The sequence below is a fragment of the Marinobacter shunpengi genome, from assembly GCF_045449715.1.
GTDB lineage: Bacteria > Pseudomonadota > Gammaproteobacteria > Pseudomonadales > Oleiphilaceae > Marinobacter.
In genome coordinates, this window is record NZ_JBJJLA010000010.1 from 1 (window position 1) to 18,788 (window position 18,788).

General features: G+C 59.4%; 10 protein-coding genes, 2 tRNA genes and 3 rRNA genes. 3 read left to right on the top strand and 12 right to left on the bottom strand.

Annotation, left to right across the window (positions count from 1 at the left end; all coding sequences use genetic code 11):
• Positions 1 to 72: 72 nt before the first annotated feature.
• The 9 genes from rrf to ACJO3T_RS04650 all read right to left on the bottom strand — a co-directional run bounded on the left by rrf (position 73) and on the right by ACJO3T_RS04650 (position 8,446).
• Positions 73 to 187 (bottom strand): 5S ribosomal RNA (gene rrf / locus ACJO3T_RS04610).
• A 77-nt stretch (positions 188 to 264) separates the two neighbouring features.
• Positions 265 to 3,159, bottom strand: a 23S ribosomal RNA gene (locus ACJO3T_RS04615).
• Between the two features lie 338 nt (positions 3,160 to 3,497).
• Positions 3,498 to 3,573 (bottom strand) — tRNA-Ala (locus ACJO3T_RS04620).
• A gap of 133 nt (positions 3,574 to 3,706) precedes the next feature.
• Positions 3,707 to 3,783: transfer RNA gene (locus ACJO3T_RS04625), tRNA-Ile, on the bottom strand.
• A gap of 107 nt (positions 3,784 to 3,890) precedes the next feature.
• Positions 3,891 to 5,431 (bottom strand): 16S ribosomal RNA (locus ACJO3T_RS04630).
• Together the 16S, 23S and 5S rRNA genes with 2 tRNA genes alongside form the textbook arrangement of a ribosomal RNA operon.
• Positions 5,432 to 5,879: 448 nt before the next feature.
• Entirely contained in the window at positions 5,880 to 7,064 is a 1,185-nt protein-coding gene (purT, locus tag ACJO3T_RS04635) for a formate-dependent phosphoribosylglycinamide formyltransferase (protein WP_406977932.1), read from the bottom strand.
• Positions 7,065 to 7,106: 42 nt separating this feature from the next.
• Positions 7,107 to 7,289, bottom strand: a complete 183-nt coding sequence (locus ACJO3T_RS04640) for a DUF1289 domain-containing protein (RefSeq protein WP_406977933.1) — start codon at positions 7,287 to 7,289, stop codon at positions 7,107 to 7,109.
• Positions 7,289 to 7,831, bottom strand: coding sequence for a gamma carbonic anhydrase family protein (locus ACJO3T_RS04645; protein WP_406962352.1), 543 nt, complete (start codon positions 7,829 to 7,831; stop codon positions 7,289 to 7,291). The genes ACJO3T_RS04640 and ACJO3T_RS04645 overlap by 1 nt, the downstream gene beginning before the upstream one ends.
• 30 nt (positions 7,832 to 7,861) lie before the next feature.
• A complete protein-coding gene (locus tag ACJO3T_RS04650; RefSeq protein WP_406962350.1) occupies positions 7,862 to 8,446 on the bottom strand; it encodes an NUDIX hydrolase in 585 nt (194 codons plus the stop codon).
• An 88-nt stretch (positions 8,447 to 8,534) separates the two neighbouring features.
• On the opposite strand from ACJO3T_RS04650, the gene ACJO3T_RS04655 reads away from it, so the two are divergent.
• Complete coding sequence (locus tag ACJO3T_RS04655) at positions 8,535 to 9,125, top strand: NUDIX hydrolase (RefSeq protein WP_406962348.1); 591 nt, start codon at positions 8,535 to 8,537, stop codon at positions 9,123 to 9,125.
• Here ACJO3T_RS04655 and ACJO3T_RS04660 read toward each other — a convergent pair.
• Positions 9,104 to 9,415 carry a YqfO family protein gene (locus tag ACJO3T_RS04660; protein WP_406962346.1) on the bottom strand — a complete coding sequence of 104 codons (312 nt, stop codon included), beginning with the start codon at positions 9,413 to 9,415 and terminating at the stop codon, positions 9,104 to 9,106. The genes ACJO3T_RS04655 and ACJO3T_RS04660 overlap by 22 nt on opposite strands.
• A gap of 463 nt (positions 9,416 to 9,878) precedes the next feature.
• The gene (gene purL, locus ACJO3T_RS04665) at positions 9,879 to 13,781 is read right to left on the bottom strand and encodes a phosphoribosylformylglycinamidine synthase (RefSeq protein WP_406977934.1); all 3,903 of its coding nucleotides are present in this window, start codon (positions 13,779 to 13,781) and stop codon (positions 9,879 to 9,881) included.
• A gap of 249 nt (positions 13,782 to 14,030) precedes the next feature.
• On the opposite strand from purL, the gene mltF reads away from it, so the two are divergent.
• Positions 14,031 to 15,584 (top strand): membrane-bound lytic murein transglycosylase MltF, encoded by a 1,554-nt coding sequence (gene mltF / locus ACJO3T_RS04670; RefSeq protein WP_406977935.1) that lies wholly within the window; start codon positions 14,031 to 14,033, stop codon positions 15,582 to 15,584.
• 20 nt (positions 15,585 to 15,604) lie between these two features.
• On the opposite strand, the gene ACJO3T_RS04675 is transcribed toward mltF, so the two are convergent.
• Complete coding sequence (locus tag ACJO3T_RS04675) at positions 15,605 to 16,084, bottom strand: regulatory protein RecX (protein WP_406977936.1); 480 nt, start codon at positions 16,082 to 16,084, stop codon at positions 15,605 to 15,607.
• Between the two features lie 186 nt (positions 16,085 to 16,270).
• Here ACJO3T_RS04675 and ACJO3T_RS04680 point away from each other — a divergent pair, with 186 nt between their 5' ends.
• Positions 16,271 to 18,760 carry a DUF349 domain-containing protein gene (locus ACJO3T_RS04680; protein WP_406977937.1) on the top strand — a complete coding sequence of 830 codons (2,490 nt, stop codon included), beginning with the start codon at positions 16,271 to 16,273 and terminating at the stop codon, positions 18,758 to 18,760.
• The last annotated feature ends 28 nt before the right edge of the window (positions 18,761 to 18,788 follow it).

Consider the following 18,788-nt stretch of genomic DNA (forward strand, 5'->3'; position numbering starts at 1 on the left):
CGTAGGTCATCTCTTTCTAACGGCCAATAAAAAACCCCGGCAGCGTTAGCTGTCGGGGTTTTGGGATTAAGAGCCTGACGATGACCTACTCTCGCATGGGCAACGCCACACTACCATCGGCGCTGGTCTGTTTCACTGCTGAGTTCGGGATGGGATCAGGTGGTTCCAGACCGCTATGGTCGTCAGGCAAAACGGTTGATCACTGGGATGGATGAGATTGAAGTGCTTTACGATCAAGGTTATCGCAGTTGTCTTGGGTGTTATATAGTCAAGCCGCACGAGCAATTAGTACCGGTTAGCTCAACGCCTCGCAGCGCTTACACACCCGGCCTATCAACGTCCTGGTCTTGAACGGCTCTTCAGGGGCCTCGAGGGCCCGGGGAGATCTCATCTTGGAAGGGGCTTCCCGCTTAGATGCCTTCAGCGGTTATCCCGTCCGAACATAGCTACCGGGCAGTGCCACTGGCGTGACAACCCGAACACCAGAGGTTCGTCCACTCCGGTCCTCTCGTACTAGGAGCAGCTTTCCTCAAATCTCCAACGTCCACGGCAGATAGGGACCGAACTGTCTCACGACGTTCTAAACCCAGCTCGCGTACCACTTTAAATGGCGAACAGCCATACCCTTGGGACCGGCTTCAGCCCCAGGATGTGATGAGCCGACATCGAGGTGCCAAACACCGCCGTCGATGTGAACTCTTGGGCGGTATCAGCCTGTTATCCCCGGAGTACCTTTTATCCGTTGAGCGATGGCCCTTCCATACAGAACCACCGGATCACTATGACCTACTTTCGTACCTGCTCGACGTGTCTGTCTCGCAGTTAAGCGGGCTTGTGCCATTACACTAACCGCATGATGTCCGACCATGCTTAGCCCACCTTTGTGCTCCTCCGTTACGCTTTGGGAGGAGACCGCCCCAGTCAAACTACCCACCACACAGTGTCCTCATCCCCGATCAGGGGACCAAGTTAGAACCTCAAACATGTCAGGCTGGTATTTCAAGGTTGGCTCCACCGGAACTGGCGTCCCGGTTTCAAAGCCTCCCAGCTATCCTACACAAACATGCTCAAAGTTCACTGTGAAGCTATAGTAAAGGTTCACGGGGTCTTTCCGTCTAGCCGCGGATACACCGCATCTTCACGGCGATTTCAATTTCACTGAGTCTCGGGTAGAGACAGCGCCCCCATCGTTACGCCATTCGTGCAGGTCGGAACTTACCCGACAAGGAATTTCGCTACCTTAGGACCGTTATAGTTACGGCCGCCGTTTACCGGGGCTTCGATCAAGAGCTTCGTCCGAGGACTAACCCCATCAATTAACCTTCCGGCACCGGGCAGGCGTCACACCGTATACGTCCACTTTCGTGTTAGCACAGTGCTGTGTTTTTAATAAACAGTCGCAGGGGCCTGGTATCTTCGACCGGCCTCGGCTCCACCCGCAGGGGTTTCACCTAACGCCGGCGTGCCTTCTCCCGAAGTTACGGCACCATTTTGCCTAGTTCCTTTACCCGAGTTCTCTCAAGCGCCTTGGGATTCTCACCCTGACCACCTGTGTCGGTTTGGGGTACGGGCCCGAGTAGCCTGAAGCTTAGAAGATTTTCCTGGAAGCCTGGCATCAATGACTTCCCGCCCTGAAAGGGCAGTCGTCGTCACGTCTCGGAATTGAGGACCCGGATTTGCCTAAGTCCCCTTCCTACACGCTTAAACCGGGACAACCGTCGCCCGGCTCACCTAGCCTTCTCCGTCTCTCCATCGCAGCTACCCAAGGTACGGGAATATTAACCCGTTTCCCATCGACTACACCTTTCGGTCTCGCCTTAGGGGCCGACTCACCCTGCGCCGATTAGCGTTGCGCAGGAACCCTTGGTCTTCCGGCGTGGGGGTTTTTCACCCCCATTATCGTTACTCATGTCAGCATTCGCACTTCTGATACCTCCAGCATGCCTCTCGACACACCTTCGCAGGCTTACAGAACGCTCCCCTACCCCGCATACTTGCGTATGCAGCCGCAGCTTCGGTGACCAGTTTGAGCCCCGTTACATCTTCCGCGCAGGCCGACTCGACTAGTGAGCTATTACGCTTTCTTTAAAGGATGGCTGCTTCTAAGCCAACCTCCTAGCTGTCTGAGCCTTCCCACATCGTTTCCCACTTAACTGGTACTTGGGGACCTTAGCTGGCGGTCTGGGTTGTTTCCCTCTCCACAACGGACGTTAGCACCCGCTGTGTGTCTCCCGGATAGTACTCACTGGTATTCGGAGTTTGCATCGGGTTGGTAAGTCGGGATGACCCCCTAGCCGAAACAGTGCTCTACCCCCAGTGGTATTCGTCCGAGGCGCTACCTAAATAGCTTTCGGGGAGAACCAGCTATCTCCGGGCTTGATTAGCCTTTCACTCCGATCCACAAGTCATCCCCTGGCTTTTCAACGACAGTGGGTTCGGGCCTCCAGTGCCTGTTACGGCACCTTCACCCTGCTCATGGATAGATCGCCCGGTTTCGGGTCTATGCCCAGCGACTAAGTCGCCCTATTCAGACTCGGTTTCCCTACGGCTCCCCTACACGGTTAACCTCGCCACTGAACATAAGTCGCTGACCCATTATACAAAAGGTACGCCGTCACCCCACGAAGGGGCTCCGACTGCTTGTACGCATACGGTTTCAGGGTCTATTTCACTCCCCTCACAGGGGTTCTTTTCGCCTTTCCCTCACGGTACTGGTTCACTATCGGTCAGTCAGGAGTATTTAGCCTTGGAGGATGGTCCCCCCATGTTCAGACAGGATTACACGTGACCCGTCCTACTCGATTTCACTGAACTCAGGTTTCGGATACGGGGCTATCACCCACTATGGCGGTCCTTTCCAGAACCTTCTCCTACCAGTCGTCCAGCTTAAGGGCTGGTCCCCGTTCGCTCGCCGCTACTAAGGGAATCTCGGTTGATTTCTTTTCCTCGGGGTACTTAGATGTTTCAGTTCCCCCGGTTCGCCTCTTACACCTATGGATTCAGTGTAAGATACCGACCCGAAAGTCGGTGGGTTTCCCCATTCAGAGATGCCCGGATCACAGCTTGTTTGCCAGCTCCCCGAGCCTTATCGCAGGCTTCCACGTCTTTCATCGCCTCTGACTGCCAAGGCATCCACCGTATGCGCTTAGTTGCTTGACTATATAACCCCAAGACAACTGACCTGCGCCTCATCGTTCAACAGGAAATCGCCAACCACCGAAGTGATTCACCATTTCTCGCTTCTCGACGAGATTCAGAGACAGCCGACTGAAGCTATAAACAACCACTTCAACGACACACCGGATAACGCTTGATCGTTATCGCTGAGATTGACTCTGAACTAGAAGAATCAATCTCGTGTTTCAATCTCATCCGAATTGTTAAAGAGCAATTCTGACCCAGTGATCAGAAAGAAGGGCTTCGATGGTCATCAATTCGAAACACTTGTTTCTGCACACTGACTTGCGTCAGGTATTCAGGGATCGTCGACCAGGTTTTGGTGGAGCCAGGCGGGATCGAACCGCCGACCTCCTGCGTGCAAGGCAGGCGCTCTCCCAGCTGAGCTATGGCCCCTAATATCAGCCACTCACCAAGCCGGCAAACCGTGTTCACTCGCCGTACTCGGAAAATTGATCAGATCTAGGCGCGCCAAGGTGAAGCGTACATCAGTACGCGAGTCCTGGCGCAACGACGAGCTGGTCAATTTTGGTGGGTCTGGGTGGACTTGAACCACCGACCTCACCCTTATCAGGGGTGCGCTCTAACCACCTGAGCTACAGACCCGGTTTTGCTTGTCACAAACAAGCCAAGTCGGGCCCGAAAGACCCTTTGCTCTCTTCTCATTGACCAAGTAATTCGTGTGGACTCTGACCGAAACCTCCAGCTATCGTTAAGGAGGTGATCCAGCCGCAGGTTCCCCTACGGCTACCTTGTTACGACTTCACCCCAGTCATGAACCACACCGTGGTGATCGTCCTCCCGAAGGTTAGACTAACCACTTCTGGTGCAATCCACTCCCATGGTGTGACGGGCGGTGTGTACAAGGCCCGGGAACGTATTCACCGCGACATTCTGATTCGCGATTACTAGCGATTCCGACTTCACGCAGTCGAGTTGCAGACTGCGATCCGGACTACGACGCGTTTTATGAGATTAGCTCACCCTCGCGGGGTTGCAGCCCTCTGTGCGCGCCATTGTAGCACGTGTGTAGCCCTGGCCGTAAGGGCCATGATGACCTGACGTCATCCCCACCTTCCTCCGGTTTGTCACCGGCAGTCTCCCTAGAGTTCCCACCATGATGTGCTGGCAACTAGGGATAAGGGTTGCGCTCGTTACGGGACTTAACCCAACATCTCACGACACGAGCTGACGACGGCCATGCAGCACCTGTGTTTGGGTTCCCGAAGGCACCAATCCATCTCTGGAAAGTTCCCAACATGTCAAGGCCAGGTAAGGTTCTTCGCGTTGCGTCGAATTAAACCACATGCTCCACCGCTTGTGCGGGCCCCCGTCAATTCATTTGAGTTTTAACCTTGCGGCCGTACTCCCCAGGCGGTCTACTTAGTGCGTTAACTGCGCCACTAAGACTTCAAGAGTCCCAACGGCTAGTAGACATCGTTTACGGCGTGGACTACCAGGGTATCTAATCCTGTTTGCTCCCCACGCTTTCGCACCTCAGCGTCAGTATTGGTCCAGGTAGCCGCCTTCGCCACTGGTGTTCCTTCCTATATCTACGCATTTCACCGCTACACAGGAAATTCCACTACCCTCTACCATACTCTAGCCTGACAGTTCGGAATGCCGTTCCCAGGTTAAGCCCAGGGCTTTCACATCCCGCTTATCAAACCGCCTACGCGCGCTTTACGCCCAGTAATTCCGATTAACGCTTGCACCCTCCGTATTACCGCGGCTGCTGGCACGGAGTTAGCCGGTGCTTCTTCTGCAAGTAACGTCAAGCATGCTGGGTATTAGCCAACACGTTTTCCTCCTTGCTGAAAGTGCTTTACAACCCGAAAGCCTTCTTCACACACGCGGCATGGCTGGATCAGGGTTGCCCCCATTGTCCAATATTCCCCACTGCTGCCTCCCGTAGGAGTTCGGGCCGTGTCTCAGTCCCGATGTGGCTGATCATCCTCTCAGACCAGCTACGGATCGTCGCCTTGGTAGGCCATTACCCCACCAACTAGCTAATCCGACATAGGCACATCCAATAGCGCAAGGTCCGAAGATCCCCTGCTTTCCCCCGAAGGGCGTATGCGGTATTAATCCGGGTTTCCCCGGGCTATCCCCCACTACTGGGCAGTTTCCTATGCATTACTCACCCGTCCGCCGCTCGACAGCGGGGAGCAAGCTCCCCCTGTTTCCGCTCGACTTGCATGTGTTAGGCCTGCCGCCAGCGTTCAATCTGAGCCATGATCAAACTCTTCAGTTTAAATCATACAAGATCCGAAGATCTCTAATCTTGCTCAAGACAAAACTCATTCTCGACGAGTCGCTTGCCTCGATTATCTGTCGCCAGATAGTCTCGGCCAGCGCCCACACGAATTACTTGGTCAACTTGTTAAAGAGCGTTGAGCATCTGCTCAATCAAGGCCGCGTATTCTACATCAGATCGCCACCTTGTCAACGATTATTTCAAGGTTTTTAACGCCGCTCCCGAAGAAGACCTGAACCGCAAAAACCCAAATCAAACAACCGCTTACTTCGCCTTCCCGTTCAAGCCTCATGGGCCGTGTCCGTCGAAGTGGGGCGCATTCTACAGCCTCACCGATTCCTGTCAACGGCCAATACCAACTTTTTTAGGGCGGTTTCGGTTTGCCGCTACGCTATCGAACACTATTTATCCGATACGGTCATTTTTCAACCGGGTTTCAGAAAAACTACAGACTCACCTTCACCTTCGCAGCCGCTTTACTCGCCAACTCCCGGGCCTCATCAATAGTCTGACTCCTGGCCACAACCACCCCCATGCGCCGGCGGCCCTTGAGCTCTGGCTTACCGAAAAGGCGGAGCTGTACATCCGGCTCGGCAAGAACCTCCTCAAGATTGCCAAAGCCAGGTTGATCCGACTCTCCTTCCGGAAGGATCACTGCGGACGCGGAAGGGCCATTCTGGCGTATCGCCGGCACCGGCAAACCAAGGATGGCCCGGGCATGCAGGGCAAACTCGGACAGGTCCTGGGAAATCAGCGTGACCAGTCCGGTATCGTGGGGCCGCGGCGACACCTCGGAGAACCAGACCTCATCCCCTTTCACGAACAGCTCCACCCCGAATACGCCATAACCGCCCAGATCAGAGGTGATGACCTCGGCGATGGCGCAACTTCTTTCAAGCGCCCGGGGACTCATGGGCTGTGGCTGCCAGGATTCCCGGTAGTCTCCATCCTCCTGACGGTGACCAATAGGATCGCAGAAGCTGACGCCATCCCGGTGACGGACCGTCAGCAGGGTGATTTCATAGTCGAAGTCGATAAAACCTTCGATGATCACCCTGCCCTTGCCGGCACGCCCACCCGTCTGGGCGTATTCCCAGGCGACTCCGATGTCATCCTGGTTCCGCACCAGGCTCTGGCCCTTACCGGACGAACTCATTACCGGTTTCACAACACAGGGGAAGCCAATCTCGGCCACGGCCTGCTCAAATGCCTCGCGAGTTTCGGCAAAGCGGTAGGGGGATACGGGCAGCTCAAGCTCCTCCGCCGCCAGGCGTCGGATCCCCTCCCGGTTCATGGTGAGGTTGACCGCCCGCGCGGTTGGCACAACGCGATACCCTTCCTCTTCCAGTTTGACCAGTTCGCCGGTGGCGATGGCCTCGATCTCCGGAACGATAAGGTGCGGCTTTTCCTGCTCGATGACCGCCCTGAGGCTGGCCGGATCCAGCATATCAACCACATGGCTGCGGTGAGCCACCTGCATGGCGGGTGCATTGGCGTACCGATCGCAGGCAATGACCTCCACCCCCAGGCGTTGCAGTTCGATCACAACCTCCTTGCCCAGCTCACCCGAGCCACACAGGAGAACCCGGTAGCCATTTGCCTTCAGTGGTGTTCCGATGGAAACGCTCATAATTAACCTGCCAGCCCCCGCCTCAATGCCCGGAAATGATCTCTAGATCAAACTGTTCTGTTCTCGCCGCGCGACCAACTCCAGCACCTGCCGCCGCTCTTCATTGGTCATGGATGTCCACCGCAGGATCTCATCGCCCGTGCGGTGGCAGCCGATACACACGTCATTCTCGTCCAGTGCACAGACGGCCACGCACGGTGACCGCACCCTGTCCTGCTCCGCCATCACTCCCCGCCTTTCCAGGGCTCGACGGGTGTGAGTGAACTCATGTAACGGGCCGCGTTCTCGACATAGTGCGCGGCGCTGAGCTCCAGCATCTTCTTCTGGTTATCACCCAGCTCCCGTTTGACGCGCCCCGGCGCACCAATCACCAGGGAGCCGTCCGGCACTTCCATACCCTCGGGGATCAGGGTGTTGGCTCCAATCAGGCAATGCTTGCCGATCCGGGCCCCGTTCAGCACCACGGCGTTTATGCCAATCAGGGAGTAGTCACCAATCTCGCAGCCGTGCAGCATGGCCTTATGGCCCACGGTGACACCACGCCCAAGGGTTAACTGGATGCCGGAATCCGTATGCAGCACGGAACCATCCTGCACATTTGACTCCGGCCCGATGGTGATCAGGTCGTTGTCACCACGGATAACCACGTTGAACCACACACTGCTCTTGTCATGCAGCGCCACACTGCCGATCACGGTAGCGTTGTCTGCGATGAACTGCCCTTCTCCGATTAACTCGGGCTTGCGGTCCGCGAGTTGGTAAAGCATGTTGACCTCTCCTCGTTTGATTCCGACGGATCAGCCCTGGCGGGGCTCAAGCACATCAATGCGGGCATCGTACACGGCATTCAGAAAGTCCACCAGAACCACCGCGGTCAGCCCCCAGATCTCATAACCCTGCCAGCGATAACAGGGGACGTAGTAGGTATCATCCAGGAACGGCAGCACATCGGTGCGTTCACGACGGTCCTCCAGCAGGAACTCCACCGGCACATGGAAGATGCTTTCAATCTCATGGGGATTGGGTGTCAGCGGGTGGTCGGCGGGCACCACGCCCACGTATGGCGTTACCAGGATGCCATAGCGGGAGAGCACCTGGCTCAACGGTGCGATCAGTTGAACCTGGTCCGGCGGCAGACCGATTTCCTCGTGGGTCTCGCGAAGCGCGGTGTGGGCGAGGGACGGATCAGACGCGTCCCGCTTCCCCCCGGGGAAGGCCACCTGTCCCCGGTGGGTGGACAGGTTTGACGACCGAAGGGTCAACAGGATCTCGGGGGAACCGGGATTATCCGTCACCGGCACCAGCACACTGGCTTCAGGATAGTCCATCGCCAACTGGTTCGGCGCATACCGGGCTAGCCTTTCCGTCAGTAATTCGCGCAAAATCTCTCTCCCGCGTCTTGATATGGGACAAGGCACCGGGCGAACGATACACTGGTGCCAGAACTCGACACAGTATACGGGGTAATCCATGAAATTCTGCAGTCATTGCGGCCATCCCGTTGAGAGCCGCATTCCCGCCGGGGACAACCGGCCGCGTTACGTGTGCACACACTGTCAGACCATCCACTACCAGAATCCACGAATCGTGGCCGGGACGGTACCGGTGTGGGAAGGAAAGATACTGTTATGCCGCCGGGCCATTGAACCCCGTTACGGCTACTGGACCCTGCCGGCCGGCTTCATGGAGAACTCGGAAACCACGGAGGAAGCCGCCGCCCGGGAGACCCTTGAGGAGGCGATGGCGGACGTGGAACTGGCAGGGCTTTACACCATGATCCATGTGCCCCACATCGACCAGGTCCACATGTTCTATCTGGCCTACCTGACCGAGCCCCGGTTCGGTGCCGGTGAGGAATCCCTGGAAACGGACCTGTTCGAGCTGGACCGCATTCCCTGGGACGAAATCTCCTTCCCGACGGTGCGGCGTACCCTTGAACACTTCGTGGAAGATGTCCAGCGCAACGAGTTCCCCCTTCGTATCAGCGACATCCGCCACCGTATGAAGAAGTCCTCCGAGTCCCGGGAATCCTCGGAGCCTCAGAAGTCCTCCAGCCGGTAGACCTCATAGGCGGGCTCCTCGAAAGGGTGGGCCCGCTTCATCGCCGCCACCGCCTCACGGATGCGATGATCCTCGCAGACCAGTTCCACCTTGTATTCATCCACCCTTTCCAGCTCACCGTGCTGCCCCAGGTGGGGGTTACTGCCCTCCAGCGGACGGAACTGCCCCTTGCCCAGGGTCTGCCAGGCACAGCAATCGTAGTCGCCGATGCGACCGCCTCCGGCGGCGAACACAGCTGCCTTCGTGGTTTCCAGGTCGGTCTCGGGGACGAAAAAGCAGAACTTGTACATGGTGCCCTATCCTCCTGCAAAAAGATGGTTTTCAAGCTTGATACGGCTTGACATCAGGGTCAACGGCGCCTTTCAAAAGGCACCTGAGGTTACCCACAAAATCTGTGGATAACTTTGGGGATAGTTTTTGGGCAGAGCCCGCAAACCCCCGTCGTTACAGCCCTTGTGTCAAATTGGCGACAAATCCACCTACACAAAATAATACCTTAAAAACAATAGGTTACATTTATAGAACAAATACCATACGGTTTGATGGCATTTTGCACACCGGGTCACCTCTTGCCTAATTCCCATGTGCATAAAACCAATTCGTCAAGAAATATTTTAGTTATAACAGCGCACAAACAGCTTGCAATCCCGAAGGTTAGTGGCACGCCCTGATAAACATAAAAAAACCGGTGACCAACTCCTCCAGAAAGGAATCAGACACCGGTTTCGCGCCTTGCGCTACTGGCTCAGGAAGTCATCCCAGCCACTTGCGGGCATTGCGGAACATCCTCAACCACGGCCCTTCCTCACCCCAGTCGTCCGGGTGCCAGGAGTACTGGGCGGTACGGAAGACCCTTTCCGGGTGGGGCATCATGATGGTGACGCGGCCATCCCGGCTGGTCACCCCGGTAATACCGCCTTCCGACCCATTCGGGTTGTATGGGTAACGGGTAGTCTGCTGGCCACGGTTGTCCACGTACCGCAGGGCCACCTGGCCTGAGCCGTTGAGGGCCTCAAAGCCCGCCGGCGACGGGAACTCCGCACGCCCTTCCCCATGGGCCACCGCAATCGGCATGCGCGAGCCGGCCATGCCGGACAGGAACACCGACGGGGATTCCTGCACCTCGGCCATGACCAGCCGCGCCTCGAACTGCTCGGACTGGTTGCGAACGAAGTGCGGCCACCCTTCGGTGCCCGGAATCAACTCATGAAGGTTGGACAGCATCTGACAGCCGTTACAAACCCCCAGTGCAAGGGTGTTGTCACGGCCAAAGAAGCCGGCAAACTGGTCCCGCACCCGGGAGTTGAACAGGATCGACTTGGCCCAACCCTCGCCGGCACCCAGCACGTCGCCGTAGGAGAAGCCACCACAGGCCACCAGGGAGCGGAAGCCATCCAGGGTAACCCGTCCGGAGAGCAGGTCACTCATGTGCACGTCCACGGCCTCGAAGCCGGCGCGGTCGAAGGCCGCTGCCATTTCCACCTGGCCATTAACGCCCTGCTCGCGCAGTACAGCAACCTTGGGTGCCACCCCTTTATTGATGTAGGGCGCGGCCACATCCTCGGCAGGGTCGAAGGTCAGTGCCGCATGCAGCCCGGGGTCGTCATCGTCAAGCAGGTTGTCGAACTCTTCCCGGGCACAGTTGGCGTTGTCCCGGAGGCTCTGGATCCGGTAGCTGGTCTCCGACCAGAGACGCTGCAGCTCCCCCCGGGGATGTTCGATCACCGCATGCCCCTCGAAGGTAAAGCGAATGTGATCGTCCTCATTCAGGGTGCCGATAACCGAGGTGTGCTCACCCAGGCCGGCACCGGAGAACTGCTGGAGCACGAAGGGGGTGTCTTCCCGGCGGACCTGGATGATCGCGCCCAGTTCCTCGTTGAACAGCTCGCGGGCAAACTGGCCGGACTCCTCCGCCAGACCGTCCAGACGGATATCGACACCGGTATGACCGGCAAATGCCATCTCCGTCAGGGTGACGAACATGCCACCATCGGAACGATCGTGATAGGCCAGGATCTTGCCATCGCCATTCAGCCCCTGGACCACGGCGAAGAAAGCCTTGATATCTTCCGGGTCGTCCACGTCCGGCGCCACCGCGCCCATCTGGCCATAGACCTGCGCCAGGGCGGAGCCCCCCAGACGGTTCTGGCCGGCGGCCAGGTCAATCAGGATCAGGTCGGTATCACCCTGATCCCTCCTCAGCTGGGGCGTCAGGGTGCGGGTCACGTCGGTCACCGGTGCAAAACCGCTGATAATCAGGGATAGGGGCGCGGTCACACTCTTCTGCTCCTCACCCTCTTCCCACACGGTCTTCATGGACATGGAGTCCTTGCCCACGGGAATGGCAATACCCAGGGCCGGGCACAGTTCCATACCCACCGCGCGCACGGTTTCATACAGGTTTTCATCCTCGCCGGGGTGGCCCGCCGCAGCCATCCAGTTGGCCGACAGCCGGATATCGGAAAGCTTGCCGATAGGGGCCGCCGCCAGGTTGGTGATCGCCTCACCCACGGCCATACGGCCGGAGGCCGGCGCATCAATACTGGCCACCGGCGTGCGCTCACCCATGGCCATGGCCTCACCGGTGAGCACGTCGTAACTGGTGGCCGTTACGGCGACATCAGCCACCGGAACCTGCCACGGTCCCACCATCTGATCCCGGGCCACCAGCCCGGTAATGGTGCGATCACCAATGGTGATCAGGAAATTCTTGCTGCCAACACTGGGCAGCCTCAGGACGCGGCGGATGGCCTCGTCCAGATCCACCCGGGTGGAGTCGAAGATCGGCTTGGTGAACGACGTCCGGATCACACTGCGATGCATGCGCGGCGGCTTGCCGAACAGCACGTCCATGGGCAGGTCTACCGGGGAGTCGTCATAATAGGCGTCATCCAGGCTCAGATGATGGCTTTCCGTGGCCTCGCCGATAACGGCATAGGGGCAGCGCTCGCGGCGACAGATGGCGTCGAAGCGCTCCATGTTGTCCTCGGCCACGGCCAGCACGTAGCGTTCCTGGGACTCGTTGCACCAGATTTCCAGCGGTGACATGCCCGGTTCGTCACTGGGAATGTCCCTGAGTTCAAACTTGCCGCCCCGGCCACCGTCCTTAACCAGCTCCGGCATGGCGTTGGACAGGCCACCCGCCCCCACGTCGTGGATAAAGGCGATGGGGTTGTCCCCGTCCAGTTGCCAGCAACGGTCAATCACTTCCTGACAGCGCCGTTCCATTTCCGGATTGCCCCGCTGTACGGAGGCAAAATCCAGATTCTCGTTACTGGTGCCGGAATCCATGGATGACGCCGCACCACCGCCGAGGCCGATCAGCATGGAGGGACCACCCAGCACGATTAGCCGCGCGCCCACGGGGATCTCCCCCTTCTCCACATGGTTCTCTCGGATGTTGCCCAGGCCGCCGGCAATCATGATGGGCTTGTGGTAACCGCGGACCTCGTCACCATCAGGCCCCGGCACCTTCTGTTCAAAGGTGCGGAAGTAACCGGCCAGGTTGGGACGGCCAAATTCATTGTTGAAGGAGGCGCCACCGATGGGCGCATCAATCATGATATCCAGCGGGGATGCGATGCGATCCGGACGGCCATAGCCATCCTCCCAGGGTTGGAGGTCACCCGGAATTTCGAGGTTGGACACGGTGAACCCGGTCAGGCCCGCCTTGGGCTTGGAGCCGCGACCGGTGGCTCCCTCGTCACGAATCTCACCACCGGCACCGGTGGCGGAACCGGCAAACGGCGAGATGGCCGTCGGATGATTGTGGGTCTCCACCTTCATCAGGATGTGGATGGGCTCGCGCACATACTGGTAGCGGGCGGTTTCCGGATCCGGGTAGAAACGGCCACCGGTGGAACCGCGAATCACCGAGGCGTTGTCCCGGTAGGCCGAGAGCACACCCTCACTACTCATCTCATGGGTGTTGCGGATCATGGCGAACAGGGACTTCTGCTGCCCCTCGCCATCAATATCCCAGGAGGCGTTGAAGATCTTGTGTCGACAGTGCTCCGAGTTGGCCTGGGCGAACATCATCAGTTCGACGTCGGTGGGATCACGATCCAGGTCGTTGAAGGCATCCACCAGGTAGTCGATCTCGTCCTCCGCCAGGGCCAGGCCAAGGCGCTGGTTGGCATCCACCAGTGCGGGACGGCCACCGGTCAGGACCGGGATCCGCTCCAGCGGCCGGGGTTCCTCCCGGTGGAACAGCAGTTCCGCACCCGCCATCTCGTGGAAAACGGTTTCCGTCATGCGGTCATGCAGCAGCGCCGCGATGGCCTGACGATCCTCCCGGCCCAGTTTCTTGTTCGCCTTCACGTAGTAGGCGATGCCCCGCTCAATGCGGTTGACCTGGCGCAGCCCACAGTTGCGGGCAATATCCGTGGCCTTGCTGGACCAGGGCGATACCGTGCCCGGCCGCGGCACCACCAGGAACAGGACGCCATCCGGCTCCCGCTGTTCAGCGCTGGGCCCGTAGGTTAGCAGCCGATCCAACACCGTCTGTTCACCATCGCCAAGCTCCGCCTCGGCGTCCACGAAATGCATGAATTCCGCATAAATGCCACTGACGCCCGGAACGGCTTCAGTCAGTTGCCCAAACAGTTTATCGGAGCGGAAGGGGGAAAGTGCGGGAGCGCCGCGGAGTTCCAGCATGGGTATAAACCTGTATCACGCGAACTTGGGGAAACCGGTGCGCCAGCCAGCAGGCCCAGTCGGCCCTCTGACAGCCAGGCAGGGCACCGTGTATGAACGGGCGCAATCATACTGGAAACTGGGCACGGGATACAGCAGTGCACACCAAACACAGAGTTTACAGTTGTTAACCACAAAGCCTGCCCTCAAATTTGACCTTTTTCGCTGCTCTGGGGGATGATAATCCCATACTTCCCGGAGGTCATGAATTTGGGCCAACCCCGAATCTCAGGATACCAGCCCCTGTTCCCATCGGGCACCATCCCCCTTTTGCTGTTACTGGCTACCACACTGCTGGGCGGTTGTTCACGCCCGGATACGCTGGCCACGGTAAAGGCGGAGGGTGTCCTGCATGTTATCACCCGCAATGCGCCCTCCATCTATTACAAGGATCGTGAGGGCTCCACGGGCTTCGACTACGAACTGGCACAACGGTTTGCCGACCACCTGGGGGTTGAACTGCGGGTCCGCCTGGTGGAAGGCAACAGCGAAATCCTTGACGTGCTCGACCAGGGCTATGCCCACATCGGGTTGACCGGGCTGTCCATGGCCCACGACTGGGACGGACGTTTCCGCACCCTGGCCAATGGCCTCAGCTCCGGCTCCGTCGTGATCTATCACCGGGGTCTGGAGAAGCGATTTGACTCCATGGAGGCGCTGGCCGACCAGGACATCACCCTCCATGCCGCCACGGAAACCAACCACCTACCACACCTCGAGCAACTCCGGGAGCAGTTCCCCCAGCTCAGCTACCGGGTACACGACGGCCTGGATGCCGCCGGCATCCTGGAAAGGGTGGAGTCAGGCGAATTGCCCACCGCCGTTGTCGACGCCAACGAACTGGCCCTGAACCACGTGTTCTACCCCAACGTGAAACGGGCATTCACCATGAGTGACCAGGAGCCGGTTGCCTGGCTGTTCCCCATCCGCAACGACGGTACCCTTTACCGTGAAGCCCAGGCGTTCTTCCGGCAGATTGAGGAAGACGGTACCCTGGCCCACCTGAGGGAGCGCTTCTACGGTCATCTGGACCAGCTCGGCTATGTTGGCGCCCTCACCTTCGAGAAGCATGTCCAGGATCGCCTGCCGAAGTACATGGACACCTTCCGGGACTTTGGCCAGGAAACCGGTATTGACTGGCGACTGCTGGCCGCCATTGGCTATCAGGAATCCAACTGGCGGCGAAACGCGGTGTCACCCACCGGCGTACGTGGCCTGATGATGCTGACCCGAAACACCGCCAACCACATCGGTATCGACAATCGCCTGAACCCCGAGCAGAGTATCGAAGGCGGTGCCCGTTACTTCCGCCAGGTGCTCCGGATGATCCCCGACCACGTCAACGAACCGGACCGGACCTGGTTTGCGCTGGCATCCTACAACGTCGGCTTCGGACACCTGGAGGACGCCCGCCGCCTGGCGGAGTCCGCGGGACGCAACCCGGACCGGTGGCTGGATGTGAAGGAATTCCTGCCGCTACTGTCACAGAAGGAATGGTATTCGAAGACCCGGCATGGCTACGCCCGGGGCCATGAACCGGTACTCTATGTGCAGAACATACGCCGGTACTACGATGTCCTGTCCCGTCGCTTCGACCTGGAGACCGACACCGAACCCACCGCGGTGGCGGATGCCAGCACCGGCGAACTGACCCCGCCCAAAGAGCTCCTTGACTACCGAACGATCCGGGATCGACCGGCGGACGAGCAGGAAACCTCACTGGTACTCCCCCGCGAAATGGGCTTCCCCCCACCGACACTCTAGAGCCTTTTCCCGGGACGAAGCTATTCCAGAGAAGCCCTGACCACCTCCAGGGCCCGCTCGACCTGCTCACCGGAGAACCCCCGGCGAGCCAGGAAGCCACCTTGCCGCTGGCGCTCCAACCAATCATCGGAGATATCCGTAAGCCCGAAGCGACGCTCCCGAAGCCGGATGGCCATGTCCGCCCAGCGCTCCTCCGGCACCCCGGCCAGTTCCGGTGGTGTACCGCCCACACCCCGCTGCTGAAGATCAGCCTGGATCTTCAGGGGGCCATAGCCCGCGTCCATACGCTGGCGCACGAACACCTCGGCGAAACGATCGTCGTCAAGCCACCCCCTGTCCTCAAAATCGTCCAGGACCGATTCGATAACGCTGTCGTCCACCCGCCGCTGGCGTAATTTCATGGTCAGTTCCAGCCGGCTGTGCTCACGACGGGCCAGCAGACGCAACGCGGTTTCCGGCGCCTGCTCGTTGGGGTCCTTCTTTTTACCTGACTTTGCCATACAGACCCTTTCCGCAACCTGTTTCGAGAGGATAGACTATGCCACCTGCCTAAAAGCCAGAGGAAGCTGCCAGCCGCCCGTTCCTGGGCACTGACTTCCCGGCTTTTCCGATTCCCGACCGGTGACACGCACCCGGGAACATGAACGGGGACGCCCCCGCGAACTGACTGCCTGAAGGATACCGACATGGCCGCATTTTTCCAGAACCTCCTCAAGAAGCGCTCCACGTCAGCGACCGGACCGGACAGCAGCAAGCCCAAACCATCCAGGGGCCGCAAGGAAGAAGGCCCAGATCGTGAGGAAGCGGCAGGCAGCAAAGGCCCTGAACAGTCGGCCATCGATAGCCAGAGGGCGATCCTGGCGGACAGCAATACCACCCAGGAAGCCCTGGCGGAACTGGCCATCAAGGGCCTGGCGGTGGATATACGACTTGAAGCGGCACAACGACTGACCGACGAGTCGCTGCTACAGCAGGTTCAGAAAGCCGCCCGGGGCAGGGACAAGGGCGTTTACCAGCACGTTCGCGGGGTGCTCCAGGAGCTTCGTCGCAACGAGGACGAGCAGAAGGCGACCCAGGATGCCCTGGCCCGGTTGGCCAGGGAGGCAGAAGAGCTGGCCAGGACCGGCGACACCAATCTCTACGAGGCCCGTACCCAGAAGCTGGAGAAACAGTGGCAGGCGCTGGAGACGACCGCCAGCAATGAACAGAAATCCCGGATACTGGCCGCGCTCCATGACTGCCGCCAGCGGGTACGGGACCTGGAACAGGAGCGCCAGGAAGAACAGCGACACCACAACCAGAAACAACAGCGAGATGAAACCCTGGCCCTGCTGCGGGAAACCCTCGACTCCCTGGCGGAGGAAGCCCCTGCCACCAGCGCCCTGCCCTCCCTGGATGCACTGCAACGAACCCAGGAGAACCGGTGGCTGGAAGCCACCCGGGACACCGAGGTCAGCCGTCAGGAGCAGAAGCAGTATGAAAACCTGATGCAGTCCCTGCGGGGCGCTATCAGCGCTGTCCGTCGACTGGGCCAGCATCAGGAGGAAATCGACACTCTCACCGGTCAGGACAAACCGTCCGTCGAACAGGTCCGCCCCGTGCTGGACCAGCTTGAGTGGCCTGGACACGTAGCACAACCGGCAGCGGTGAGACTCCTCGCCGAGAAGGCCCATATCAGACCCTCGGAACCCGTTCCCGACAGCGGCGACGCCGACGTCCGGGAAAAGATCCTCGACCGGCTTTCCGCGGCCCTGGACAAACTCGAAGCCGCCCTGTCCGCCAACCAGCTCAAGGAGTCGCGGCAGCACCTCAAGCAGGCCCAGGGACTCCAGCGCCAGCTCTCCGGCATAGCGGCAAATCACCACCGTGGACGACTGCAGCGGCTGACCGGCCAGGTTCGCGAACTGGGGGACTGGCGGGGCTTTGCCACCGAACCCAAGCAGGTTTCCCTCTGCGAACAGATGGAGTACCTGGCGGAACAGCCCATGGATCCGGAAGCAAAGGCCACCCATATCCAGGAGTTGCAACAGGAGTGGCGGGAGCTGGGCGGCTCCTCCAACCGTGACCTGTGGCAGCGTTTTCGCAAGGCTTCGGATCTCGCCTTCAAACCGTGCAAGGCCTATTTCGAGGCCCGGTCCGACCTGAAGAAGGTTCACCTGCAGAAGCGCCACAGTATCTGTGAGGAACTGGCCCGTTACCTGGAGGCCACGGACTGGAGTCAGGTGGACTGGAAAGCCGCCGAGCAGATCGAGAAAACCGCCCGCAAGGAGTGGCGACAGGCGTGGCCGGTGGAATTCCGGGACAACCGCCAGGTCCAGAAGGAATTCGATCGCCTGATGAACGACCTGGGCAACCACCTGGACGAGGAACGCCACCGCAATGAAGCGCTCAAACAGGAGATCGTGGAGCGTGCCCGGTCGCTGATCGAGCATTCGCCCCTGTCTGAGGCCATGAACGAGGCCAAGGCGCTGCAGAAGCAATGGCAGGACATCGGCATCACCCGCCATCGGGAAGACCGCAAGCTGTGGAAGGCCTTCCGGGCCGCCTGTGACGAGATCTTTGCCCGCCGGGACGAGCAACGCCAGCGCCGCCAGCAGGAAACCAGTGAGTCGGATGAGGCTGCGGACCAGGCCCTCGCCCGGGCCCGGGATCTTCTCTCGCAGGAGGAACTGGATGAACCTCCCGCAGTCGACGTGATTCAGCAACTGGAATCCGCCGCCAGGACACCGGTATCCTCCAGCAAGGGCAACGAGATCCGCAGCACCGCGCAGGAGCTGTCAGGCCGACTCCGGCAACAAAGGCAACGGGCCAGTGTGCGGCAATGGCAGCAGTGGATAGACCAGCGCCAGCAGGGCCAGTTGTCCCCGGACGAAGTCCCCGGCCACTGGCAACAACTGCAATCGACGGCGGAGTTGTCCGATGCCAGGGAACTGGTGGTGCTGAGCGAAATCCTCAGCGGCAGCCCCTCTCCGGATGACGACCAGTCGCTGAGAATGGAACTGCAGGTCAGGCGGCTCAGGGAAGGTTTCGGGGGCAGCCAGGCGGCGTCCGATGCGCAGGCCGACACCCTGGAGACCCTGGTGGCCTGCTGGTGCCTGGGACTGCCCGACGATTCGCTGACGCCGGGACTGGCCAGCCGGCTCCGACAGGCACTGGACACTGGGAGTTCCACATGACCGGTCAGTCTTTCTGGGGCGTATACCC